At 66.3% G+C, this 24,624-nt stretch carries 20 protein-coding genes; 12 read left to right on the top strand and 8 right to left on the bottom strand.

Going from position 1 to position 24,624, the window contains the following annotated elements:
* Positions 1–36: 36 nt before the first annotated feature.
* Positions 37–1,314, bottom strand: coding sequence for an MFS transporter (locus tag ACV17W_RS00765; RefSeq protein ID WP_462594562.1), 1,278 nt, complete (start codon positions 1,312–1,314; stop codon positions 37–39).
* Positions 1,315–1,594: 280 nt separating this feature from the next.
* Positions 1,595–2,488 carry a LysR substrate-binding domain-containing protein gene (locus ACV17W_RS00760; protein ID WP_462594561.1) on the bottom strand — a complete coding sequence of 298 codons (894 nt, stop codon included), beginning with the start codon at positions 2,486–2,488 and terminating at the stop codon, positions 1,595–1,597.
* Positions 2,489–2,612: 124 nt separating this feature from the next.
* Between ACV17W_RS00760 and ACV17W_RS00755 the strand changes: the two genes are divergently transcribed.
* Together ACV17W_RS00755 and ACV17W_RS00750 are read left to right on the top strand one after the other, a co-directional pair.
* A complete protein-coding gene (locus ACV17W_RS00755) occupies positions 2,613–3,350 on the top strand; it encodes a glutathione S-transferase family protein (RefSeq protein ID WP_462594560.1) in 738 nt (245 codons plus the stop codon).
* Positions 3,351–3,380: 30 nt separating this feature from the next.
* Positions 3,381–4,658, top strand: coding sequence for an allantoate amidohydrolase (locus ACV17W_RS00750; protein ID WP_462594559.1), 1,278 nt, complete (start codon positions 3,381–3,383; stop codon positions 4,656–4,658).
* Between the two features lie 66 nt (positions 4,659–4,724).
* Here ACV17W_RS00750 and ACV17W_RS00745 read toward each other — a convergent pair whose 3' ends face one another.
* Positions 4,725–5,648 carry a LysR substrate-binding domain-containing protein gene (locus ACV17W_RS00745; protein ID WP_462594558.1) on the bottom strand — a complete coding sequence of 308 codons (924 nt, stop codon included), beginning with the start codon at positions 5,646–5,648 and terminating at the stop codon, positions 4,725–4,727.
* Between the two features lie 145 nt (positions 5,649–5,793).
* Between ACV17W_RS00745 and ACV17W_RS00740 the strand changes: the two genes are divergently transcribed.
* The 7 genes from ACV17W_RS00740 to ACV17W_RS00710 all read left to right on the top strand — a co-directional run bounded on the left by ACV17W_RS00740 (position 5,794) and on the right by ACV17W_RS00710 (position 14,924).
* Positions 5,794–7,911 carry a 3-hydroxyacyl-CoA dehydrogenase NAD-binding domain-containing protein gene (locus ACV17W_RS00740; RefSeq protein WP_462594557.1) on the top strand — a complete coding sequence of 706 codons (2,118 nt, stop codon included), beginning with the start codon at positions 5,794–5,796 and terminating at the stop codon, positions 7,909–7,911.
* A gap of 32 nt (positions 7,912–7,943) precedes the next feature.
* A complete protein-coding gene (locus tag ACV17W_RS00735; RefSeq protein ID WP_462596417.1) occupies positions 7,944–9,125 on the top strand; it encodes an acetyl-CoA C-acyltransferase in 1,182 nt (393 codons plus the stop codon).
* A 13-nt stretch (positions 9,126–9,138) separates the two neighbouring features.
* A complete protein-coding gene (locus ACV17W_RS00730) occupies positions 9,139–10,335 on the top strand; it encodes an acyl-CoA dehydrogenase family protein (RefSeq protein ID WP_462594556.1) in 1,197 nt (398 codons plus the stop codon).
* A gap of 15 nt (positions 10,336–10,350) precedes the next feature.
* Positions 10,351–11,490 carry an acyl-CoA dehydrogenase family protein gene (locus ACV17W_RS00725; RefSeq protein WP_462594555.1) on the top strand — a complete coding sequence of 380 codons (1,140 nt, stop codon included), beginning with the start codon at positions 10,351–10,353 and terminating at the stop codon, positions 11,488–11,490.
* A gap of 4 nt (positions 11,491–11,494) precedes the next feature.
* Positions 11,495–12,733 (top strand): CaiB/BaiF CoA transferase family protein, encoded by a 1,239-nt coding sequence (locus ACV17W_RS00720; protein ID WP_462594553.1) that lies wholly within the window; start codon positions 11,495–11,497, stop codon positions 12,731–12,733.
* A 114-nt stretch (positions 12,734–12,847) separates the two neighbouring features.
* Entirely contained in the window at positions 12,848–13,837 is a 990-nt protein-coding gene (locus ACV17W_RS00715) for a Bug family tripartite tricarboxylate transporter substrate binding protein (RefSeq protein WP_462594552.1), read from the top strand.
* A 103-nt stretch (positions 13,838–13,940) separates the two neighbouring features.
* The gene (locus ACV17W_RS00710) at positions 13,941–14,924 is read left to right on the top strand and encodes a tripartite tricarboxylate transporter substrate binding protein (RefSeq protein ID WP_462594551.1); all 984 of its coding nucleotides are present in this window, start codon (positions 13,941–13,943) and stop codon (positions 14,922–14,924) included.
* A gap of 95 nt (positions 14,925–15,019) precedes the next feature.
* Here the strand turns inward: ACV17W_RS00710 and ACV17W_RS00705 are convergent, their stop codons facing one another.
* Positions 15,020–16,312, bottom strand: coding sequence for a multidrug effflux MFS transporter (locus ACV17W_RS00705; RefSeq protein WP_462594550.1), 1,293 nt, complete (start codon positions 16,310–16,312; stop codon positions 15,020–15,022).
* A gap of 300 nt (positions 16,313–16,612) precedes the next feature.
* Here ACV17W_RS00705 and ACV17W_RS00700 point away from each other — a divergent pair, with 300 nt between their 5' ends.
* Positions 16,613–16,816 carry a hypothetical protein gene (locus tag ACV17W_RS00700; RefSeq protein ID WP_462594549.1) on the top strand — a complete coding sequence of 68 codons (204 nt, stop codon included), beginning with the start codon at positions 16,613–16,615 and terminating at the stop codon, positions 16,814–16,816.
* Positions 16,817–16,998: 182 nt separating this feature from the next.
* Positions 16,999–17,706, top strand: a complete 708-nt coding sequence (locus tag ACV17W_RS00695) for a glutathione S-transferase N-terminal domain-containing protein (protein WP_462594548.1) — start codon at positions 16,999–17,001, stop codon at positions 17,704–17,706.
* A 94-nt stretch (positions 17,707–17,800) separates the two neighbouring features.
* Here the strand turns inward: ACV17W_RS00695 and ACV17W_RS00690 are convergent, their stop codons facing one another.
* The 4 genes from ACV17W_RS00690 to ACV17W_RS00675 all read right to left on the bottom strand — a co-directional run bounded on the left by ACV17W_RS00690 (position 17,801) and on the right by ACV17W_RS00675 (position 23,389).
* On the bottom strand, positions 17,801–18,244 hold the full coding sequence (locus tag ACV17W_RS00690) for a YbaN family protein (protein WP_462594547.1): 444 nt from the start codon (positions 18,242–18,244) through the stop codon (positions 17,801–17,803).
* A 205-nt stretch (positions 18,245–18,449) separates the two neighbouring features.
* Entirely contained in the window at positions 18,450–18,893 is a 444-nt protein-coding gene (locus ACV17W_RS00685; protein WP_462594546.1) for an Rrf2 family transcriptional regulator, read from the bottom strand.
* A 74-nt stretch (positions 18,894–18,967) separates the two neighbouring features.
* Positions 18,968–22,291, bottom strand: coding sequence for an acetate--CoA ligase family protein (locus ACV17W_RS00680; RefSeq protein ID WP_462594545.1), 3,324 nt, complete (start codon positions 22,289–22,291; stop codon positions 18,968–18,970).
* 150 nt (positions 22,292–22,441) lie between these two features.
* Complete coding sequence (locus ACV17W_RS00675; protein WP_462594544.1) at positions 22,442–23,389, bottom strand: LysR family transcriptional regulator; 948 nt, start codon at positions 23,387–23,389, stop codon at positions 22,442–22,444.
* Positions 23,390–23,576: 187 nt separating this feature from the next.
* Between ACV17W_RS00675 and ACV17W_RS00670 the strand changes: the two genes are divergently transcribed.
* Positions 23,577–24,557, top strand: a complete 981-nt coding sequence (locus tag ACV17W_RS00670) for a Bug family tripartite tricarboxylate transporter substrate binding protein (protein WP_462594543.1) — start codon at positions 23,577–23,579, stop codon at positions 24,555–24,557.
* The last annotated feature ends 67 nt before the right edge of the window (positions 24,558–24,624 follow it).

Here is a 24,624-nt window from a genome sequence, read left to right as displayed (position 1 = left end):
GGACGCGTACGACGCCGGCGCCGTCCGGCTCCCGCGTCAGGGCGCGTGCCGGGCCCCGCGCCACGACAGCAGTACGGCCGCCGCCCCGGCCTGCATCAGACCCGCGGCCACGAACAGAAGGCCGTCGTGCCCGGCCATGGAGCCCCATTCGCGCAGCAGCCCGAAGGCGGCGGGCGCAAAGGCATAGCCTGCCTGCCCCATCGCAGTCACCCAGGCCACGACGCGTCCCACATCCGCCGGCCTGAAGTCGGCCTGGGCGATCAGCGGAGGCAGAGAAGTGACATTGCCGAGCGCCAGGCCGAACAGGCAGCATCCCAGCACCATCCCCGCCGGCGATGGCCCCGCAATCAGCAGTACCGCCGAACCCATTGCCTGCACGCCAAGGTTGCAGGCGGCCGCCATGCGTCGGTCGACACGGGGCGACATGAGTTTGCCCAGCACCATGCGCCCTGCGATGGCGCAGGCCGTGGCCAATCCCATCACCGCGCCCGCGCGCTCGCTACCCATCACCGGCACGAGCACGGAAAACAAATGCGCCACCAGGCCGACCTGCGCAAACAGCGCCAGCGAGGACCCAAACGCCAAGGTCCGCAGCCGCCGATCCTTGCGTGGTGCCACCAGCGCGTCGGCCTGCCGCGGAAGTCGCGCGGCGGGGGCCGGCGGTCGGGCCGTGGAATCACCATCCGCCACCTGCCCCAGCATTGCGGGTGTCGGGCGCAGGCGACTCCAGGCCAGCACACCTATGGGAGCGACCATCGCCAGTGCAACTGCCCACACGGCTGCCCCGAACCCCAGCGCCGCAATCAATGCCACCCACAAGGGCGAGAACACCACTCCGCCCAGGCTGGCGCCATTGAAAGCCATGCCCAGAGCCTCGGGCCGGCGGCGCTCGAACCAGGGCGCCACCATGGCGTTCAGCGCCGCGCCGCTGGTCATGGCCCAGCCCGCGCCGCTGAACAGCACAGCCACGAACAATTGCCAAGGCTCACGCGCGTAGCCCCAGCCCAGCAGGCCCGCCGCGGCCAGCACCGCACCTGCGGCGGTCACCGCCGCCACACCATACCGGTCGTGCATTGCGCCCAGGCAAGCGACCACGGCCGCGCCGCACAGAAAGTGCACGCTGATGGCCGCCGAGACCAGACCGACGGACCAGCCCTGCGTTGCATGTAGAACACTCAGGAAAATGGGAGGACCGTAAAAACCGATGCCCCAGCTGAACATCGCAATGACGAAGGCGGCTCGCACCACACGCCACCCGAAGAAGGCGCGCCCTGTCGCGGGGATGGGATATGGGCCGGAGCGTTGGTCTTCCATGCGATTTGCCTGAGCCTGAATGTCGACCCCGCAAGTCTGCCCGCAATACCCGCGGCGACGCTGCGGCCTGGAACGAGATATCCGCGCCCGGTGCAACGCCCCAGTGCTGGCTTCGGGTCAGCGCGCCAAGGTATGCCGCGCGGACAGCGCGCAGTTCCGTCGCGCGCGCCGCTGCCGGAGCCGGGGGCTACCCCAGGGATACGCTGCCATCATGACACGCCCGCCCGGGTGCTGACACCCGCACCTGCCATCCGCGGCAGGTTGCCGACGGTTCCCGTATTCAAGGCGCGCCCAGCCTCGCTACCAGGAACTCGACGACCGCCCTTACGCCGGGCAGTTGGCCGCGTCGATGCGGCATGATCAATGTGGTGTCCAGATAGCCCGCCACCCAACCGTCGAGGACACGCTGCAGCTCGCCGGCTTGCAGCGCGTCGCGGCACAGGCTGACGGGCAGGCAGGCAATGCCGAGTCCGGCCTCGGCCAGGCCCAGCAGTACCGTCGACTCGTTCGCCATGGCGCGTTCGCACGGGGTCACGGCAACCACGTCGTCGGGCTGCTCCTGATGCGAGAGGCGCCACGTTGCGTCCCTGGGCCGGGCGATCAAGCCCATGTGCTCCGCGAGCTGCATGGGATGCGTGGGCAGCGGCTGGTTTGCTGCATAGGCTGGCGCGGCGACCAATATCACGGGTTCGCGCGCGAGTGGCCGTTGCACCAGATCGGAGTCGGGCAGTGGCGCGAAATGATTGCGCACCGCGATGTCGTAGCCTTCCTGTACCAGGTCCACGTAGCGGTCCGTGACTTCGAGCCTGACCTGCAGGCTGGGGTAGGCCGCCGCCAGGGCCGGCAGGTGCGGCGCCAGGACATGCTGCGCCACGGGTACGGATGCGGTCAGCCTCACCCGCCCGCTGGGCTCGGCGGCACGGCGGCGCACGACCTCGACGGCTGCCTCGGCTTCTATCGTGGCCGCCCGCGCGTGTTCGTAAAAGGCCTGCCCGGCATCGGTCAGCGTGAAACTGCGAGAAGTGCGATGCACCAGGCGCGCCTGTAGGGCGCCTTCGAGCTCCGCCACGCGCTTGCTGACGGTCGATTTCGGAACCCCCAGGCGGCGGCCGGCCGCCGCGAAGCTCCCTTGCTCGACTGCAGCCACGAAAAATCTCAGGTCGTTCAGGTTCATGTGCCACCAACGTCCATATATATGTACTTCACGGCGCATTTTTACCCACTACCGCACTATCGTCCATAAACATATAGTCTCGCCGTGCTTGTTCCATGCCGGAACGAGCCTTTCGGAGCCTGACATGACCCCCATCCTTTTCTACGGCGTTCCTTCCGGCTGTTCATTCGGCAGCATCGTGGCGCTGGAATGGCTCGGTTCCCCATACCGACTCTGCCGCATCCAGATGCCTGAAGAAGTCCAGAGTGCGGCTTTCCGCCATATCAATCCTGCGGGCGAGACGCCGGCGTTTCTGACCGAGTCCGGCGACGTGATCACGGAAAGCATGGCGATCCTGAATCACATTGCGGCGCGCGGCATCGACGGCCAGCTGGGGCAGCCGCAGATCAGTGTGGCCTTCGACCGCCTGAACCAGATGCTGGGCTTTCTGAACACAAGTTTCTTCAGCGCATTCAGCCCACTGTGGTACGCCCTGGAATATCTCGAAGAGGGTCCCGACCGCGAGGCGCTGCGAACCTACGGCCGTGGCCAAGTCCGCCAGGCCCATGAGGTGCTGGAGGCCCGGATGGGGCAGCAGCCCTGGCTGCTCGGTGAGCGGCGCAGCCTGGCCGACGCCTACTTTGCGGGCGTTGCCCGTTGGTCCGATTACCACCAGGCCCTTGACCGGCGCGACTACCCCAGGCTGCACCGCCTGTACGAGACGCTTCAGGCCGACCCCGCCGTTCAATTCGCCACCCGGATCGAAGCGGGCGAGCCCGCCATGTCGGGGGGCGGTTATCAGGGCGAAATCTCGCTGGCCGAAGCGCTGACCCTGCTGCCTTCGGCGGGCCAAGCCGATCACCGGGAGCGCGCAATGGTATAAGCAGACATCCAGCCCATCTCAGGTGCGCCCATGCCTGCCGCGACCCGCCAGCCGTCCACTACCGCCGACTATGGCGACCCCGTCATGGCTCAGGCCGAAGCCTTGTCGAAATGGTCCGACCATCCTGGCAATCTCACTTGCACCTACCTCACCGCCGCGCATCGCGCCACGGCGCGGCAAATCGAGGCGTGGATGCAAGAAGCCGGTTTTGATACGGTGCGGCAGGACGCGGTCGGGAATGTCATCGGACGCTACCGCGCCGATCCCGCCGTCGGGCAGCCGCAACTGGTCGCCACCGGCAGCCATTACGACACCGTGCGCAACGGCGGCAAATACGACGGAAGGCTCGGCATACTGTTGCCTGTCGCGGTTGTGCGGCACATGCATCGGCGCGGCCTGCGACTGCCCTTCGACTTTGAAGTCGTGGCTTTTGCCGAAGAAGAAGGCGTGCGCTATGGCGGCTCTTTCCTGGGCTCATCGGCCTATATCGGCCAGTTCGATGCCACCCAGCTCGACCGCAAAGATGCTGACGGCATCACGATGCGCCAGGCCATGGCCGATGCCGGTCTCGACCCGGACCAGGCCGCACTGCAGCGCGTCGACCCAGGCCTGCGCCACTATTTCGAAGTGCATATTGAACAAGGCCCCGTCCTGCACCAGCGCGGCCTTCCGCTGGGGGTCGTCACATCCATCGCCGGCTGCGTGCGCCGCCGCCTGGCACTGACGGGCTCGGCGGGCCACGCCGGCACCACACCCATGGACATGCGGCGCGACGCCGCCTGCGCCGCCGCGGAGATCGTCCTGGCCGTCGAAGACCGGTGCCGTCGCCAGCCGGGGCTGGTCGGTACCGTCGGCACCTTGCAGGTGCCGGATGGCTCCATCAACGTCATTCCCGGTGCCTGCCACCTGACCCTTGACGTGCGTGCGCCCGACGACGCCGCGCGCGACCTCGCCCTGGACGACCTCGACGCGCGCATCCGCGATATCTGCGCGCAGCGTCGAATCGAATACACGGTCGAAGAGCTGATGCGCGTGCCGGCCTCGCCGTGCTCGCCGGCGCATCAGGCCATGTGGCGCGAGGCCGTGGCCGCCCAGGGTGTGTCCGTGCTCGACCTGCCATCGGGAGCCGGACACGACGCCATGCTGCTGGGCCGCCTGGTCCCGGTGAGCATGCTGTTCGTGCGATGCGGCAACGGCGGGGTCAGCCATAACCCGCAAGAAATCATGACCGCAGCCGACGCGCAACTGGCCGGGCAGGCCGTGATGCACTTTCTTGAGCGCTACGCACGCGCGCCGGCGCAGCCCTGAGCGGGCGCACGGCCCCAGGATCGGCACCGCCTCCATGACCGCCTGGCGCTCGCGCGCATAGCGCGCTCAGCGTGGTGGCAGCAGCCCGGCCCGTCCTTCATGGGCGGCATGGGCTTTGTCCATGATGAATTCGATCAGCATCGATATGGCGCGCGGATGGTGGCGGCTAGGCATGTACAGCAGATACATCGACCGCCCGAAAATGCTCAGCCGCCAGGCGTCGAGTGCCGTCAGCAGCCGGCCTTGCGCCACATCTTCGTAAACGACGTAATCCGGCAGCACGGCCACCCCCAGCCCCGCGAGCGCGGCATCTCGCAGGAACGGGTAGTTGCGCGACACGACGGTGGGATCCAGGGTGACCTGCTGGCGCTGGCTGCCCTGGTAGGCCGACAGCCGCAAAGGCCGCCCGATGACCGCGGCGCTGATGATCGGTACGCCGCACAGCGCCTCGGGGCGCTTGGGCAAGCCGCGCCGGGCCGCGTAGGCGGGCGATGCGCACGCGACATACCGTACCCTTCCAAGTTCGCGCGCCACCAGATGCCCCGGCGGCTCCGACGTAATGCGCACGGCGATATCCACTTCGTCGCGCAGCAGGTCTTCAACGCTGTTTTCGAACAGAACGTCCAGCACAATGCCGGGGTAGTTGCGCTTGAATTCGATCAGCCACGGCGACATGACGTAGTGGCCGTAGCCGCTGGGCACGCTCAGGCGCACCCTGCCCTGCGGCGTCTTGCCCAGCGTTTCCACCGACTCCTGGGCGGCCGCCAGCTCGTCGCGAATACTGCAGCCATGCTGGTACAGCTTCAGGCCGATCTCGGTCGGCTCGACCCGGCGCGTGGTCCGGCGCACCAGCTGCATGCCCACGGCGCGTTCCAGCTGACCCAGGTGGTAGCTCACGTTGGCGCGGGTCATCTTCATCCGGCGAGCGGCCTCGCTCAGGTTGCCCGCGTCCAGGATTTCCACCAGCAGGGTGAGTGATTTCGTGTCCATAACAGGGCGATTGTCAAAGTTTCTTGTACGCAGTGTCAACTCTTGATGCCATTGTCAAGATTAACTTGCTGATCAAGAATAAAGGGCACTAGACCAAACGCCCACACGACAGGCTGCAAGGCCTGCACCCGGAGACACCCCCCACATGGAAGAGCGCGCGCCCGCCGGCGCCGTTGCATCGCAACGGCACGATGACATCCTGGTTCTCGCCATCGACAACCCCCCCGTCAATGCCCTCAGTGCCGCCATCCGCCGTGGCCTGGCTGACGCGATCCAGTCCGCGCAAACTGATGCGGCAGTGCGCGCAATCGTAATCGTGGGCGCCGGGCGCAATTTCATCGCCGGCGCCGATATCCGCGAATTCGGCAAGCCGCCGCAGCCGCCCGCCCTGCCGGATGTCTGCAACGCCATCGAAGCCAGCGCCAAACCGGTGGTTGCCGTCCTGCACGGCGCGGCCCTGGGCGGCGGGCTTGAGGTCGCGCTGGCGGCGCACTACCGCGTTGCGCTTGCCAGCGCCCGGCTGGGTCTGCCGGAAGTCAACCTGGGCCTGCTGCCGGGCGCGGGCGGCACGCAGCGCACGCCGCGTCTCATCGGAGCATCGGTGGCGCTCGATCTGATGCTCACCGGCCGCCACGCCAATGCCGACGAGGCCCTGGCTTGCGGTCTGGTCGACCGCCTCGCGCCCGGGACCGACCCGCTGGCCGCCGGCCTGGCCTACGCCGCCGAACTGCTGCGCGACGGCGCCCAGCCGCGCCCCACCCGCGCAGCCACTGGCCTGCAGGACCGCGGCGCCGCGCAGGCCGCCATTGACGCCGCACGAGAGCAGTTGCCGTCGCGTCATCGTGGCCTGTACTCACCCGCGTGCATCATCGATGCCGTGCAGGCCGCTCTCGACCAACCCTTCGATGACGGCCTGAAGACCGAGCGCGCGCTGTTCATGCAGTGCCTCGACAGCCCGCAGCGCGCCGCGCTGGTGCATGCGTTTTTCGCCGAGCGTGAAACCGCCAAGGCTCCCGAAACCCGACAGGCGCAGCCTCGAGCGTTGCACCGCCTTGGCGTGGTCGGCGGCGGAACCATGGGCGCAGGCATTGCCGTGGCCATGCTCGACGCCGGCCTGCAGGTGGTCATGGTCGAGCAGAACGATGACGCGCTGGCGCGGGGCCGCGCCCGCGTCGAGCAGGTCTACGATCTCCTCATCAAAAAGGGCCGCATCGACCCGTCAGGCAAGGCTGAGCGCATGGCGCGTTATACCGGAGCCACGTCATACGGCGCTCTGGCCGATGCCGACCTGATCGTCGAAGCCGTGTTCGAAGACCTCGACGTCAAGACGGCCGTGTTCGCCGAACTCGACCGAGTCGCCAGGCCGGGCGCCGTCCTCGCCACGAACACCTCGTACCTCGATATCGACCGCATCGCCGACGCCACGCGTCGTCCGGCAGACGTATTGGGGCTGCATTTTTTTTCGCCCGCCAACATCATGAAGCTGCTCGAGATCGTGGTGGGCGCGCGCAGCGCTGCCGACACCGTGGCCACCGGCTTCGAACTGGCGCGTCGCCTGCGCAAGACGCCTGTACGAGCCGGCGTGTGCGACGGTTTCATCGGCAACCGCATCCTGGCGGCCTACCGCCAGGCCGCGGACCTGATGCTGGAAGACGGCGCGTCGCCTTACGAGATCGACGACGCCGTCCGCGCCTTCGGCTACCCCATGGGCCCATACCAGGTGGCCGATCTCGCCGGAGGCGACATCGGCTGGGCCACGCGCAAGCGCCGCGCGGCCACACGCGACACGCGGTTGCGCTACGTGCAGATTCCCGACCGCCTATGTGAGCGTGGCTGGTTCGGCCAGAAGACCGGACGTGGGTTTTATCTGTATCCCGATGGTTCACGCACGGGCCAGCCGGACCCCGAGGTGCTCGCTATCATCGACGCCGAGCGACAACGCGCCGGGATCGTCCCCACCCGCTTCTCGCCCGATGACATCCAGCGCCGCTACCTCGCGGCCATGATCAACGAAGCCGCCAACGTCTTGCGCGAGGGTATCGCCCTGCGTCCGCTCGACGTCGATGTCGTGTTCCTTTCCGGCTATGGGTTCCCGCGCTATCGCGGCGGCCCCCTGCACTACGCAGACCAGGTCGGGTTGCCGCGCATTCTCGCGGATATCCGCGAATTCGCGCCGCAAGACCCCTGCTTCTGGCAGCCAGCGCCGTTGCTCGTCGAACTGGCTGAAAGCGGCCAGACCTTCGCCAGCCTGAACCGCGCGTGACCCGCCCTCAACTCCAGCTCAAGAATCCCACCATGCGCGAAGCCGTCATTGTCTCTACCGCCCGCACGCCCATCACCAAGGCTCACCGCGGTGAATTCAACCTCACCCCGGGCGCCACCCTGGCGGCATTCGCCGTGCGCGCCGCCGTCGAGCGCGCCGGCATCGACCCTGAACAGATCGAAGACGCCATCATCGGCTGCGGTTACCCCGAAGGCACGACGGGGCGCAATATCGGCCGGCAGGCCGTCATCCGCGCCGGCCTGCCGGTCAGTGGCGGTGGGGCCACGGTGAACCGGTATTGCGCCTCCGGTCTGCAAGCCATCGCCAGTGCGGCCGCGCGCATTGTCATGGACGGCGCACCCGCCATGATCGCCGGGGGCGTCGAATCGGTGTCACACATACGCACGCGCGACGACCCCAATGCCGGCATCGATCCGTGGATCCTGCAGCACAAGCCCGAGCTTTACCTGCCCATGATCGAGACGGCCGACATCGTGGCGATGCGCTACGGCATCAGCCGCGAAGCGCAAGACCGTTTCAGCGTCGAAAGCCAGCAGCGCACGGCACAGGCCCAGGCTGCAGGGCGCTACCGCGACGAGCTCATTGCCGTCACCACCACCATGGCCGTCACGGACAAGGCCACGGGTGCGGTCACGCAACGTGAGGTCACGATCGACGCGGACACTTGCAACCGTCCTGGCACCACTTACGAAAGCCTGGCCAGACTCGAGCCGGTGCGAGGCGCCGGGCAGTTCATCACCGCTGGCAACGCGTCGCAGCTGTCCGACGGCGCTGCGGCCTGCGTGCTGATGGAAGCCCGCGCGGCCGAGCGTGCCGGGCTGCAACCCCTGGGCGCGTTCCGCGGCCTGGCAATCGCCGGCTGCGAGCCCGATGAAATGGGCATCGGCCCCGTCTACGCCGTGCCCCGTCTCTTGGCGCGCCACGGACTCGACATCGACGATATCGGCCTCTGGGAATTGAACGAGGCGTTCGCTTCCCAGGCCCTGTACTGCCAGCAGACCCTGGGCATTCCGGCCGAACGGCTCAATGTCGACGGCGGGGCCATCGCCCTGGGCCATCCGTTCGGCGTCACCGGCGCTCGCCTGGCGGGCCACGTACTCATCGAAGGTCGGCGCCGCGGCGTGCGCTACGCCGTGGTCACCATGTGCGTGGGCGGCGGCATGGGCGCGGCCGGCCTGTTCGAAATCTATTGATCACGAGACTCACATGGACCTGAATTTCACAGTTGAAGAAGAAGCCTTCCGCGCCGAGGTACGCGCCTTCCTGGCGGCCGAGTTGCCCGCAGACCTTGAACGCAAAGTGCGCGAGAACCGCCATCTGTCCAAGGCCGACATGGAAGCATGGCACGCCATCCTGAATGCACGGGGCTGGTTGGCCAGCCACTGGCCCGTTGAATACGGCGGCACGGGCTGGACACCCGTCCAGAAGTTCATTTTCGAAAATGAATGCGCCCTGGCTCACGCGCCCCGCATCGTGCCCTTCGGACTCAGTATGCTGGGGCCCGTGCTCATCAAGTATGGCACCGAAGCGCAGAAGCGCTACTGGCTGCCGCGCATTCTCGACGGGTCCGACTGGTGGTGCCAGGGCTATTCCGAACCCGGAGCCGGTTCGGACCTGGCGTCGCTCAAGACCAGCGCCGTGCGCGACGGTGACCACTACATCGTCAACGGCCAGAAAACCTGGACCACGCTGGGCCAATACGCCAACATGATCTTCTGCCTGGTCCGCACGCGTTCCGAAGGCAAGCCTCAAGAAGGCATCAGCTTCCTGCTCATCGACATGAACACGCCGGGAATCGAGGTGCGCCCCATCATCACGCTGGATGGCAGCCATGAAGTCAACGAAGTGTTCTTCTCCGACGTGCGCGTGCCCATCGGCAACCTGGTCGGCGAAGAGAACCGCGGCTGGTCCTGCGCCAAGTACCTGCTCACTTACGAGCGCACCAACATCGCGGGCGTGGGCCTGTCCACTGCCGCGCTGCAGCAGCTCAAGGCCGTGGCGGCCCGGCTGACGCGCAACGGCAAGCCGCTGGCCCAGGATCCGCTGTTCGCCGCTCGGCTGGCCCGAGTCGAGATCGAGCTCGACAATATGCGCATCACCAACTTGCGAGTCCTCGCCGCGGCCGCGCATGGTGCCGCCCCGGGCGCCGAAAGTTCGATGCTGAAAATACGCGGCACGCAGATTCGCCAGGAAATCACCGCGCTCTACCGGCGGGCCATGGGAGTCCATGCGCGGCCCTACGTGGCCGAGGCGCTCGAAGATGGCTATGCCGGCCCACAAATCGGCCCGGTCGGCGCGGAAACCGCTGCAGCCCAGTACTTCAACTATCGCAAGCTGTCTATTTTCGGCGGCTCGAACGAAATCCAGAAGAACATCATCTCGAAGATGATTCTCGGACTCTAAGCAAGGAAGCCACCCATGAATTTCGACCACACCGAAGACCGCCGCATGCTGTCCGACATGTTGAAGCGCTTCGTGACCGAGCAATACGGATTCGCCGAGCGCGAGCGCATCGCGGCCTCGCCTGCGGGCTACAGCGCCGAACTCTGGCAACGATACGCCGAACTGGGCGCCATCGGAGCCCTGTTCGCGGAATCCGACGGCGGCTTTGGCGGCACGGGCTTCGACATCGCCGTGGTATTCGAGGCCCTGGGCCGGGGCCTGGTCGTCGAGCCCTTTCTCGACGCCCTGATGGCGGGCGATGCCATCTCCGCGGCCGGCACGCCAGTCCAGAAGGCAATACTGGCCGAGCTTCAAGCCGGCTCGACCATCGTGTCGATGGCCCATGCCGAGCCAGAGGCCGGCTATGAACTGGCGCACGTCGAAACGCGCGCCGAACCCCTCCAGGATGGCGGCTGGCGTCTCGCCGGCCGCAAGGCGGTGGTGGCCCACGCCGAGCACGCCCAGCTGTTTGTCGTATCGGCGCGCACCGCTGGCCAGAATGGCGATCCCGACGGCATCACGCTGTTCCTCGTTCCGGCCGGGGCAGCCGGCCTGCATGTGCAGGGCTATGCGCTCATCGATGGCGGGCGCGCCGGCGACCTGACCCTCGCCAACGTGCAGGTGGGGGCCGACGCCGTGTTGGGCCACCCCGGCCAGGCGTACGCCGTACTCGAGCGTTGCCTCGGCAAGGGCGTGCTGGCCCTTTGCGCCGAGGCCCTCGGCGCCATGGACGCCGCGCGCGACGCCACGCTCGAATACCTGCAGACGCGCAAGCAATTCGGCGTTCCTATCGGCCGCTTCCAGGCCTTGCAGCACCGCATGGCCGACGTCTTGCTGGACATCGAACAGGCGCGCTCGGCCGTCATCAATGCAGCCGCGCATCTCGACCATCCCGACCGCAACACCCGCGAGCGTACGCTTTCGGCGGCCAAGCACACCATCGGCCGCGTGGGCATCCTGGTCGCCGAAGAAAGCGTGCAACTGCACGGCGGCATCGGGATGACCTGGGAACTGCCGCTGGCGCACTACGCGAAGCGCCTTGTCATGATCGACCACCAGCTTGGCGACGAAGACCATCATCTCGCCCGCTACATCGCCCTGTCCACCCAGGACTGACGCCATGAATCAAGCTAAGCCCCCTGCCGACACGCTGGACTTTCCCCTGGAAGGGGTGCGTGTCCTGGATCTTTCCCGCGTGTTCGCCGGCCCGCTGTGCGGGCAGGTACTGGCCGACTTCGGCGCCGAAGTGATCAAGGTCGAGCACCCCGTTCGCGGCGACGACACCCGCGACTGGGGCATGCGCATCGGCAAGACCGAGACCACCTACTACAACAGCATGAACCGCAACAAGCGGTCCATCACGCTCGACCTGCAGACGCGCGAAGGCCTCGAAATCGTGCACCGCCTGCTGCCCAAGTTCGACGTGGTGCTGCACAATTTCAAGAGCGGCGGCGCCGAGAAACTCGGCCTGGGATACGAACAGCTCAAGACCATCAAGCCCGACCTGATCTACTGCGCGATCGCGGGCTACAACAGTTCTGGCCCCGAAGCGGCACGCCCAGGCTATGACCTGGTCATACAGGGCGAGACCGGGCTCATGGCCATCAACGGCGAAGCGGGGCAGCCTCCGCTGAAGTTCGGCGTTGCCGCCGTCGACATGATGACGGGCATGTATGCCGCGCAGGCCGTCCTGGCCGCTCTGTTCAGACGCGAACGCACCGGACGGGGCCGCCTGATCGAAATGGCGCTGTATGACTGCGGCATCATGGTCACCAGCTACTACGGCCTGGATGCCATGCTGCTGGGTCACGACCCCCAGCGCTACGGCAACGCGCATCCTTCCATCGTGCCTTACGGCATGTTCGACGCAGCCGACGGCCCGCTCATCATCGCCGTGGGCACCAACGCCCAGTTCGACAAGTTCTGCCGGCAGGTCGTGATGCGTCCCGACATTGTCGAAGACCCCCGCTACGCCACCAACGTCGAACGCGCGAAGAACCGCCTCGACCTGCTGCCCATGGTCACGGACCTGATTCGCCAGTTCCCGCGCGACTTGCTGCTGCGGCGGCTGGCCGAATGCGGCATCCCTTGTGGCAAGGTGTTGGGCCTGCACGAAGCGCTGACCAGCGAACGCACGCGCCAGAGCGGCCTGCTGCACGACATGGCGCACCCCGTGGCCGGCACGACCTCGGTGCTGGCCCCGCCCTACAGGCTCGACGGGCAGCGCCTGCCGATACGTCACGCGCCACCCTGCCTGGGCGAAGGCTCGCGGCAACTGCTGAAAGACCTGCTCCAGATGACGGATGCCGAACTCGAAGCCCTGCGCGCGCAAGGCGTCGTTACCCTGCCAACCGACTGATGGCCGCTTTACGTCTGCACGGGAATTGCCCGTACCGATCCATCCTTCCCGGCGCCCGCCGGCCTGCTTTCTCCACGCCGTCGCATCACTGCCGACCAACTCATGAGTACCCGTATGCGCACCCGACTTTTCACGTATATCCTCAGCAGCGCCCTGGCCATGGCGGCGGGCCTGCTTCCGGCCGCAACGGCGGCCGCCCAGCCGTACCCCAGCAAACCCATCCGCCTGGTCGTGCCCTTTCCACCTGGCGGACCGACCGACGTCGCATCGCGGCTGGTGGGCCAGCAACTCGAAACCCGCCTGCAGCAGCCCGTCATCGTCGAAAACCGCCCCGGCGCGTCGGGCTCCATTGCCGCCAACCAACTCAAGCGCGCAGCGCCCGATGGCTATACGCTGATGATGCTGACCACCCCGACCCTGCTCGCGCCTTTCTTCTACAAGAATGTCGGCTACCAGACGCCGGAAGACTTCCAGGCCGTCGCCACCGTCTACGACCTGCCCATCGTCGTGGTGGTGAACCCGCAAAAATTGCCACAGGTCACCGACCTCAAGCAACTGGTCGAGTATGCGCGCGCGCATCCGGGCGAACTTAATTACGCCAGTTCCGGCGCCGGCAGTTTCGGCCACATGACCATGGAACTGCTGCAGGACCTCGGAAAATTCGACATGCAGCACGTTGCTTACAAAGGCGGTGTGCCGGCCATTACCGACACGTTGGGTGGTCAGGTGTCCATGATGTACGCCGACCTGGTGGCAGCCCTGCCCCATATACAGGCGGGCAAGCTGCGCGCACTGGCCGTGGGGTCGCCTCAGCGGGTTTCGGTGCTGCCCGATGTACCCACGATCAGCGAACAGGGGTTCGACGGCTTCAGCGCCGTATCCTGGGGCGGCCTCCTGGCGCCTGCCGGCACGCCCGACGCCGTCATCGAACGCCTGAACCGCGAATTGCGGGTCATCCTGGCCGAACCCGAGATACAGCAGAAACTGATCAGCGCCGGCACGATTGCGCATTTCGAGCCGGCACCCGAGATGGCGCAGCGCATCAGCAGCGATTATCAGAAGTGGGGCGCGCTCGCGCGCGACAAAGGCATGACGGCCGAATAGCCGGCAGCCCCAACCCGTAATGCCCGCCGCCAGGCGGAGCATCAACGCCAGGGGGGCCACGCCACGCGGCCCTTCCGGTAAGACACCAAAGGAGACAAAACGAATGCAACATCCCATCACCCGCCGTACCTGCGTGGGGCTGGCGCTAGCCGCCGCCGCTTGCACCGCCCTGCCCTTGCCGGCGCAGGCCCAATCCCGGTTTCCGAGCCAGCCCGTGACACTGATCGTGCCCTTTCCCGCGGGCGGGTCCACCGATCGGCATCTGCGCGCCGTGGCGGAAGACGCCAGCAAGCACCTGGGACAGAACGTCATCGTCGAGAACCGCCCGGGTGCAGGAGGAACGTTGGGGCCCGCCAACATGGCAAAGACCGCCAAGCCCGATGGCTACACCATCAGCCTGTTTCCATTGGGCATGCTGCGCATGCCCTACATGATGAAAACCGACTGGGACCCGATCAAGGATTTCACTTATATCGTGGGCCTGTCAGGCTACACCTTCGGTTTCACCGTCCGTTCCGATTCCCCCTTCAAGACGTTCGACGAGTACATCGAGGCAGCACGCGCAAAACCCGGCACTATCGATTACGGCTCGACCGGCATAGGCTCGTCGCCGCACCTGCTGATGGAAGAAATCGCCATCAATGCCAAGGTCAAACTGAACCACGTGCCATTCAAGGGTAACGCCGATATGCAGCAGGCTTTGCTGGGCGGGCACATCATGGCGCAGAGCGACGCCACAGGCTGGGATCAGTTCGTCGACTCGGGCAAGATGCGCCTGCTGGTGACGTTCGGCGAAGAGCGCACCAAGCGCTGGCCGGACGTGCCTACCGCGCAAGAGTTGGGCTACGGCGTGGTGTCCAGCTCGCCCTACGGCCTGGCGGGCCCCGCTGGCATGGATCCGCAGGTCGTGCGCGTTCTGCACGACGCCTTCAAGCAGGCCTTGTTCTCGACTCGCAGCATGGAAGTTATGAAGCAGCTCAACCAGGAGCCTGCCTACCGCAGCAGTGAAGACTACCGTGAGTGGGCCATTGCCACGTACGCAAAAGACAAAAAGCTGATCGAACAGCTTGGGCTGATGGCCCAGTAAGCTCGTGGCCCCCGCCTGCCCGGCGCCGCCCGGGGGCGCGGGGGCCCGGCAAGCATACGGGCGCGCTGGCGGCTTGACCGGCTGCACGCCACCGGTCAAGCCGCCACGCGGACACGCCCGGCGGCCCAGAACGAGAACTGTCCGAGCACCCCTGCGCCGGACAATACCAGCGCCGTCGACAGGGCGGGCGATGGGCCCAGGCCCGCCAAGGCGGCACAGAGGGCGCCAACGGCCATTTGAATCCCGCCGTACAGACCCGCCGCCGAGCCGATGACCGCAGGATTGACACTGATCGCCAGTGTCAGGGCGGTCGGCCCCGCCACGCCGGCGCCCAGGGTGTACAGGAACATCGTCACGATAATGGTCGCAACCGTGGCATGGCCAGTCAGCACCATCAGCAGGAAAGCCAGCGCCGACAAGGCGCTCAACGCATGCCCCGCCACCAGTAGCCGTGCCATGGGCAAGCGGCCAATCAGGCGCGCGGCGATGACGCTGCCCAGCCACACTCCCGACACCAGCACCGCCAGGTACAGGCCCACCTCGTCCGCAGGGCGCTGCAACTGGTCTACGAAGATGAACGGCGCCGCGGCCACGAACGCAAACATCGACGTCGTGGCGCATCCGCCTCCCACTGCAAGCCCTAGAAACCGGCGAGAGCCCAGCAGAGAGCGGTAATGGCGTGCCAATGTGGCGGGCGAAATACGAGCGCGAACAGCGCCTGTCTCGGGCAGGAGGCGCCAGGCAAACACCAGGTTCACGAACCCCAGCAGACACAGCACGAACAGTACGGCGCGCCACCCGAGCGCGCCGGCCAGGGCTCCACCGACGATGGGTGCAATGCCCGGAGCCACGGTAACCATCAGGTTCAGCAGCGCGAGACGCTTGGCAGCTTCGGCGGGAGCAGCCGTGTCGCGCACCATGGCGCGCCCCAAAACGAGGCCGGCGCATCCACCCAATGCCTGGAACAACCGAGCGGCGATGAGTGCATGGACCTGGGGCGCCAGGGCGGCTGCGAGCCCCGAAACCGTATAGATGGCCAGGCCCGCCATCAACACACGTCTGCGCCCAAAGCGATCGGAAAGAGGACCGTAGATCAACTGCCCCACTGCCAGGCCCAGGATGTAGAGGCTCACCGTCAGCTGCATGGCGCCATTGCCCGCCTGCAGGTCGCGGCCCGCCATCGCCAGCGCCGGCACGAAAATGTGCATGGCCAGCGTGCCGCTGAAGGTGAACAAGGCCAGCAGCCACAACGGCACATGGGCTGGAGCGCGCTCCTGAGCCAAGTCGGCGGCGCGCGGGCGATTGCGGCTCACCGAGCGGCTTTCGCCTTCCGGCGCCTGAGTACGCTGCTGCGCGGCGCCATGCGGGCCATCCGGTACATCAGGCATGGCAAGGCAGGCACAGGGCCAGACGCGCGACGCAGCTCTGGCCGGCATCTGAAATTAAATGATGCATCAAATAATTGTATCGCATCCCGCGCCGCCTCGACACCCTTCAACATTTCGCGGGCCGCGCAATGGACCGATAGGCACGCTGGCCGCGCCTGGGCGATTGTCGCTGGCACGGAATTACAAACGCGGAAAAAATCGCGCACGCATGATGAAGACTAGGAGCGCACGCCCCGGACGCTGGCTGGCGTGGCACGCTACATGCTGAACCGGTTGCACCTTAAACAACAGGAGGTTGTTATGAAGCTCAGACTGCTTGCACTGCCCATCGTTGCTGCCGGCCTGGCACTCGGCGGATGCACCGGCCACCACCATGACCGCGACACGCGCTACGACCGTAGCCAGACGCAAGGCACGACCCCGCCGCCACCGCCGGCCACGATCCCGGACAACAACTCCAACACTCCCAGCCCGCAGTATCCGGCCACTGGCGGCAGCCGCTGACCACAGGGCAACGATGGAAGCGCCGGGCCCGAGCGGAAACATTGCCGCACCGGGCGGCGCTTCCTCTGGCCCGTCTGTGGGCCGGTCTGCATGAGAGTTCGGAAGGCCCCGCGGTGAAGGAAGTCTGCATCTCGCATGGGGTTCAGCTACGATAGAAAGCCCCCGCCTCTCCAAGGACCGCAATGGCTGATCTCGGCGATTTTCCCATCACACGCAAATGGCCCGCCAGGCACCCCGACCGCATCCAGCTGTATTCGCTGCCCACACCCAATGGGGTGAAGGTTTCGATCATGCTCGAAGAAACGGGCCTGCCCTACGAGGCGCACCGGGTGGCTTTCGACACGCAGGACCAGATGTCGGCCGAGTTTCTTTCACTGAACCCGAACAACAAGATCCCGGCCATCCTTGATCATGAGGGCCCTGACGGCAAGCCGCTGGCGCTCTTTGAGTCAGGCGCCATCCTGGTGTATCTGGCCGACAAGAGCGGCCGTTTCATCGCGCACGATACGGCTGCCCGCTACCAGACACTGCAATGGCTCATGTTCCAGATGGGCGGCATCGGCCCCATGTTCGGACAACTGGGGTTTTTCCATAAGTTCGCGGGCAAGGACTACGAAGACAAGCGTCCACGCGATCGCTACGTGGCGGAATCGAAACGCTTGCTCGGCGTACTGGATGGCAGGCTCGCCGACCGCGCCTGGATCATGGGCGAAAACTACAGCATCGTCGATATCGCGACTTTCCCCTGGGTGCGCAATCTCATTGGGTTCTATGAGGCGGGAGATCTGGTAGGTATTGCACAATTCCCCAACGTAAGCCGCGCACTGGACGCCTTTGTAGCGCGTCCGGCGGTGCAGCGCGGGCTGGAAATACCCGCAGCACAGGGCTGAACATCGCCGGCGCGCCCGCCAGGCGCGCCGGTGGGCCCAGGCGCATCAAGCCTGCTTGGCTCGCGCGTCCAGGGTTGACGGCAAGGTGCGCCGATCAACGAGGCGCCGGGCGGGTGACCACCCAGATCGCGCAAGCAACCATGAATGCGCTGACCATCATGCCGAGCCACCAGGCGGGGCGGGTGGTGAACCAGAACACCCCTATACCCAGTGAAATTCCAGCCACCGCCAGCAGTTTTCCGCGCACGGAAATCGCCCCTTGCTCGCGCCACGCGACCAGCGTAGGGCCGAACTTCGGGTGCCGCAGCAGGTAGGCCTCCCAGCGCGGTGACGCGCGCCCGAAACAGCCGGCCGCCAGAATCACGAAAATGGTGGTGGGCATCACCGGCAGCACCGCACCCACGATGGCCAGCGCCAGCATCAGCATGCCCAGCGCCCAATATGCGCGGCGCTTCCAGCTTGCCGGCTGTTCGCGTCTGTCTTCTGTACGAGCCTTGCGCACAACCACCGTTCCTGCCCCCAAAGCTGCGGCCGACATGACGCCGTCCTGATCCGGAAGCAATGGTACCGCGCTGCGAGGCCAGCCCGAATAATGCCCCGGGCCAGCGCCCGCCCGGTTGCCGCGAGTACTGCCCCACGCGCCGCGCCGGCGCCCGCAGCGGGCAGGCAGGCCTCACTGCAGGCCTGGCGTATGAAGGCATTGGTTCTGCCCCGGGCTGACCGGCGCCGTGAGCCCGACGTTTCTATGTGGAAACCGCGGGCCGCGCACCGCACACGGCGTCAAACTCGCTCGCCAGATCCGCCAGGCTGATCGAAGCCAGGCGCTGTACCAGCAGAGCCTCGGCCTGTTGCAAAGCCTCGGCGAGGGCGGCATTCACCACGCGTTCAACAGCGCAATCGGGATGATCGCGATCGGCCCCGATGGCAAAGACCTTTGGCCCGCCAACGGCCTGGTGCACATTGAGCAACGTAATGTCCTGGAGGGGGCAGGCCAGCCGCCAACCGCCGTGATGGCCCTTGCCGGACTGCACATAGCCCGCCTGCCGCAGGCCGGCCATGGTCCGCCGGACGACGGCCGCGTTGGTATCCAGCATGCGTGCGATGTGCTCGGACGTCATGGGTTGCTCGGCGCGCGCCATATGCAGCAACACGTGCAGCATCCGGGAAAGTCGGCTATCAGTACGCATAGCGCTGACCAGGTCATGATGATGACCCGCCATTATCGACGATCCGGCCGGCCAGGCACCGGACTTGCCCGCCCTCAGGGCAGGCGCCGCACCGGCGGGTATTCAAAATCTCCATCCAGATGCACGGCCTGCGGCTGGTAGATGCGCAAGGTCAGGTAGAAAGCCTCATCGCGCGGGGCGGGCAACCAGTTGTGCCCCGCGCCAGGATCCTGCCCCTGGATGTGGATGCTCAGGCCGCCATCCGCGTCCAGTGCCAGGCCTGGTGTGCGGTCACCGATGGAATACCGGTGGATGGCATTCGCCACCAGCAGGCAGTCGCTGCGCCGATACAAAGTGATCGACCAGAAAGCGCCGACCCGAGGTGTGCCCCCAGGCGGAAACCGCAGCACATAGCGTCGCGCGCCGGTCAAGGGTTCGCCGTTCGCGTCGACCTCGGCCATGATGTACATGGCTTCGTCGATACCGAGTGTGCCTATCCAGTTGCGCGCCACTCGCGCGCGCGTCACGATGTCATCGCCGAAACTGGTTCGCACGGTGACGGCCGTGGTCCAGCCCCCGCCCAGTTCCGAGGGCTGAGCGACGTCGCGCAATTCGGTATAGACCTCGTCCAGCGCGTGCTGCAATTCAGCGCGGGCGGGCGGCCAGCCGGGCAAGCTGCCGGCAGGCGGATTACGTTCCAACATGGTCCGCAACACGCGCATGTACTCGTCGGCATCCGGTACGCCGGCGTCGCGGTTGTCGAGCAACACGTCCAGCCTCGACAATGCCGGACTGCCGTCAGGCCGCGTGATGGCGTAGGCGTCCTGCAGCGCGTGCACCCGCGCCAGGTCGTTGGGATCCGGATCGGCCAGTATGCGCCCTATCACCCATACATCGTGGCACGGCGCGCTTATTGGATGCATGCCCTCGGGAACATCGCCGTTCCAGCCTGGGCCGTGCACGAACAGACGCTGCGCATCGCCGCCTGTCGTGCGGCGGCCGGCGTAGGCCCAGGGATTCGTCCACGCATCGAGGAAACCCAATACCCAGTAGCGCTGCCCCATGGCCGGCACATCGATGATCAATGGGCCCTGCGCAAGATCGAGCCAGGCATTGGTGAACAGGGTGTCGTTGTTGGGCGTCACGACTTCCTTGTCTTCCGGGCCGCGCAGCCTGCGGGTATGCGTGAACTGGTTCACCCACCGCTGCCGCGACGCGGGGCTGTCGCCGGCGTAGCCGGCAACGGGGTGTTTGCGCGCGGTGTTCGAGGCCCGCATGCGTGCCATCTCGAAAAGCGGCAAGGTCGTCATGACTGCCTGCGCAGCGGCCGAACGGGTGTCGCGGGTATGCAGCACCGCATCCAGCGCGCACGCGCCCTGACCTCGCGGCAACACCGCGAATGGGTTCAGTTCGACGGACTCCAGCGTATCGCCCGCCGCGACGGCAAACCGGGACAGCCGTACCATCGCGTCTGCCAGCGCGTCCGTGTCCGCCGCGGGACTCCCGCGGTAACCCTGCAACAGCGGCGCCGTCTTCAATTCGGCGATCATCTCTCGCGCCTGGTCGTGGTCGATCGGGGCGAGCCGCAGACTGATGTCGCGCAGCAACTCGACGTGCACCCCACCCGCGCCGAGCATCAGTACGGGCCCCAGCCCGGCATCGCGCCGCACCCCCAGGATGCACTCCACACCTCCACCAACCATGGGCGCCACCAGCACCCCGCGGACTCTCGCCTGCGGCGCGCGGGTTCGGACGTCGTGCAGAATGCGATGGTAAGCATCGGCCACGCCCTGGGCATCGGCAATGTTCAAGTGCACGCCCCCGACTTCGCTCTTGTGCGCAATGTCGGCGGACAGCACCTTCATCGCTACCGGGTATCCCAGTGCCTGTGCGTGGTCGAGTGCCTGCTCAAGCGTGAGGGCGGTGCGCGCCACGACCATAGGTATGCCGTGCTCGGCCAGCAGCTGCATGGCCTCGGCCTCATCATGCGCATCGGCGCGCAGGCGCACCGGCGGGCAGGCCGGCGCCGGCGTCCGCGAAGCCGGAAGGTGGTGAAAGAAGCGCATGGCAGCCAGCACGCGTACAGCCCGTGCCGGATCGCTGTAGCAGACACACCCCTCGGCTTCGAGCGCCCGCTGGTGCGCGGCGTCGGCCAGCGTGCTGAACAGGATCAGTCTTCCCGGAAATTCATCGCGCAAGGTCCGCGCCAGCTGGAGCTGCCTCTGTTGCATGGCGGGCGTCGCGCCGAACGCGGCCAGGAAGATCAGCAGGCTGCCGTGCCCTGCTTCACCCAGCATGGCCCGCGCCGCCACCTCCAGCACCGACGGGTCGGCCGTGACCTGTCCGGTCAGGTCTACCGGATTGAGGGTGGTGGCCAGCGGCACCCGTTCGCGGATCAATGACTGCGCGGCCGGCGGAAGCTCGGCCACATCCAGCCCGGCTTCGGCGGCGTCGTCGGCCATCATCACGCCGACCCCGCCTGACACCGTCAGCAGTCCGACACGGGCATTCGGCGGGCGGACGGCCACCGCCAGGCAATGGGCGATATCGAAGAACTCTTCGATACCGCGCGCGCGCCAGGCGCCGTGCTGGCGCAGCAGTGCCTGGTAGATCGCGTCGTCGCCCGCCATGGCGGCGGTATGCGATTGCGCGGCACGGGCGCCCAGGGCCGTGCGCCCCACTTTCACCACAACCACTGGCTTGTCCGCGGCACGCGCCATTTCCAGCGCCTGCCTCAGTCGCGCGCCATCGCGGCAGCCCTCCAGATAGGCCATGATGACCCGGGTGGCGGGGTCGCTGGCCATCCACATAATGCAATCCGCCACATCGATATCCGACTCGTTGCCCGTCGTGATCCACATGGACAGGCCCAGGTCGCGCTCGCGGGCCATTGCATACGCATACGCGCCGAACGCGCCGCTCTGGCTCACCAGGCCCACCGGACCAGGCTTGGCCAGACCGGTGGACACCACCGGCGAGAAAGTGGCGTAGACCGAACGGCCGATATTCATGAACCCCAGGCAATTGGGCCCCAGCACCCGGATGCCGGCGCTGCGGGCTTTGTGCGCGAGCGCCCTCTGGGCGGCCGCGCCCGCGTCTCCCGACTCGGCATAGCCACCCGTGAACATGACGACATTCTTGACACCGGCGGCAATTGCATCGTCCAGCGCCGCGTCGGCCGCCGCCGACGGGATGGCCAGAATGGCCAGGTCTATCGGTGCGCCCACCTCGCGCAGCGTCGAGAAAGCGGGGCGGCCGCCGATCTCTGCCGCGCGAGGGTTCACGGCATACACCTGCCCCGGGAACCCATGCTGCGCCAGATAGCGCAAGGGCACCGCGCCAATCTTCTCAGGGTGCGACGACGCGCCCACCACCGCGATCGAATTGGGCGAAAGAAATGAATCCAGGGTTGAGTTCATGAGCGGCCGGCATGGTCATCATTGCCTTCGGCATCATGCAGGCGGCGCTCGCACAGGCAGGCGCCCGAAGGCTGCAGCCTAAGATACCGGTCGGACTTTTATCGAACAAGACGAGATTTCCGACCCATTTATAAGATGAAATTATCAATATCAGCGTCGCGCACTGCCCGCGGGCGTGCGCCCCGCCGGGGGCTCGACCTCCTGCGCGTCGGCCTGGGCGGTTGCCAATGCGTAATCCAGGAAGCTCTCCACGGCGGGCGACAGCGTCGAACGTTCACGTGCGAACAACGCGATTCGCCACGTCACGGTAGGCTGGCACAAGGGCCGGAACACCAGGCCAAACCCTTCCACCAGAGGCCGCGCCATGGCCGGACAAATCACATAGCCAGGCCGGACACGCAACAGCGATAGCGCCGTGTTGACGCGATGCACCGGCACGATATGTTCCGGGTGCTGGCGCGACGGCACATTGCTGAGCACATTGCGCACCAGGTTCGGCATGTAATTGATCAAGGGCCGGGCGCGCAATGCTTTCCAGCTGACCGAGGGGCGTTCGGCCAGCGGGTCATCGGGCCGCAGCGCCGCCCATAGCGGATCGACACGCACCAGGTGCGCGTGCAGGCTGTCGTCGGTCAGCACGCCCGCCGGACCGAAACCTATGTCGGAACTGCCGCTGTGCAGCCCAGAAAGCACCTGCTCGATGGGCACGTCGTCAAATCGGATGTCCACCCCCGGATGGCGTGCGCCAAAACCTGCGATCAGTTCTGGCAACAGCGTACAAGACAGCGTCTCGGGCGCCGCCACGCGCACTAGCCCCCGCCGCAGTTCCTTCAGGTTGGTGACGCTTTCGAGTGCCTCATCGAGGCTGCCCAACACGCGCCGGACCATGGGCTCGAATTCGGCGCCGACCACGGACGCGCTGACGTTGCGCGTGTTCCTGTCGAGCAAGCGGACCCCCAGGCGGCTCTCCAGTTCTTTGACCAGTCCGCTGAGCGCAGCCTGCGACAGGTGCATGGTATCGGCCGCCACCGAGAAGCTGCCACTTTCCAGTACGGTAATAAAGGCCCGCAATTGTCTGAGCGTGACTTCCATGGCCATGTCGGCGTTCCTGTCATAGTGGTGCGGCGGCTGCACCAATTTATAAGTTGAAGTTGTAGGTCGTCAATAATTTGAAAATTGTTCTAATAGAACACCCCCTCTATCATCGGCTCACGAGGTTCGCGCAAGCGGCGTGGGTGGCAGTACCGTGGCGGACGCTCCTTATTCAAACAATCAGGAGACAAGCATGACAATAAGCCGAAGAACGCTGTTGTATGCCGCCGCCGCGGCTGCCTGCACCGGTGCGCTGCCCCGGGCGTGGGCGCAAGACAGCTGGCCCTCTCGCACCGTGAAAATCGTGTCGCCGTATGGTGCCGGCGGTCCCAGCGACCTCTCGGCCCGGCTGCTCGCGGACTATCTGTCGAAGCGGCTGAACCAGCCATTTGTCGTCGAGAACAAGGCAGGCGCGGGCACACGCGTGGCCAATGAATTCGTGGCGGATGCTCCCGCCGACGGCTACACGCTTCTTTACGCGGCCGCGCCCTATTCCACCTTGCAGGCGCTCTACGGCCAGCTGGGCTACGACCCGAAGCAGGATTTGCAACCCGTTGCGATGGTGGCCACGGTGCCGCTGTTCCTGGTCGTCAATGCGCAGTCTCCTGCCAAAACCGCTCAGGAGCTGATCGCCTATGGCAGGACACGGCCCGATGGTCTGACCTTCGGCTCGCCTGGCAACGGTTCGCTTCCCCATCTGGCGGCGGAGCTCTTCTTGCGAGACGCCGACGTCAAGGGCCTGGTGGTGCAATACCGCGGCGACGTCATGGCGTACACAGACCTGCTGGCGGGCCGCCTGGACGCGACCCTGACCGCTATAACCGCGGCTTTGCCTCATATCGAAAGCGGCAAGCTGCGCGTGCTTGGCGTAGCTTCATCAGAACCCAGCGCGATCTATCCGGACGCGCCCACCCTGCGGAGCCAGGGGCTGCCGCGCGTCATTGCATCGGGTTGGTACGGGTTCATGGTGCCGGCCGGCGTGCCGGCGGCCATCACACAACGCCTCGACGCCGACATCAACCAGGCCCTGGCGGACGCCGACATCAGGCAGCGGTTCCTGTCTCAGGGCATGGACCCCAGCCCGGGCAATGCGGCCGCGTTCGGTCAGTTCATCGATGCCGAAATGCGCAAGTGGACCGAAGTGATCCAACAGGCCGACATCAAAGGGGGTTAGCAACCGCTGACCCGGTGCCGGCTGGAGGGCGTATGCCCCGAGGGGCAGTCTCGCCCTTCCGGCCAGC

The sequence above is a fragment of the Bordetella sp. MIP270_01_BMS genome, assembly GCF_054958705.1.
Note: the sequence above shows the minus strand (reverse complement) of the source record. Positions and strands in the feature narration are given on the sequence as shown.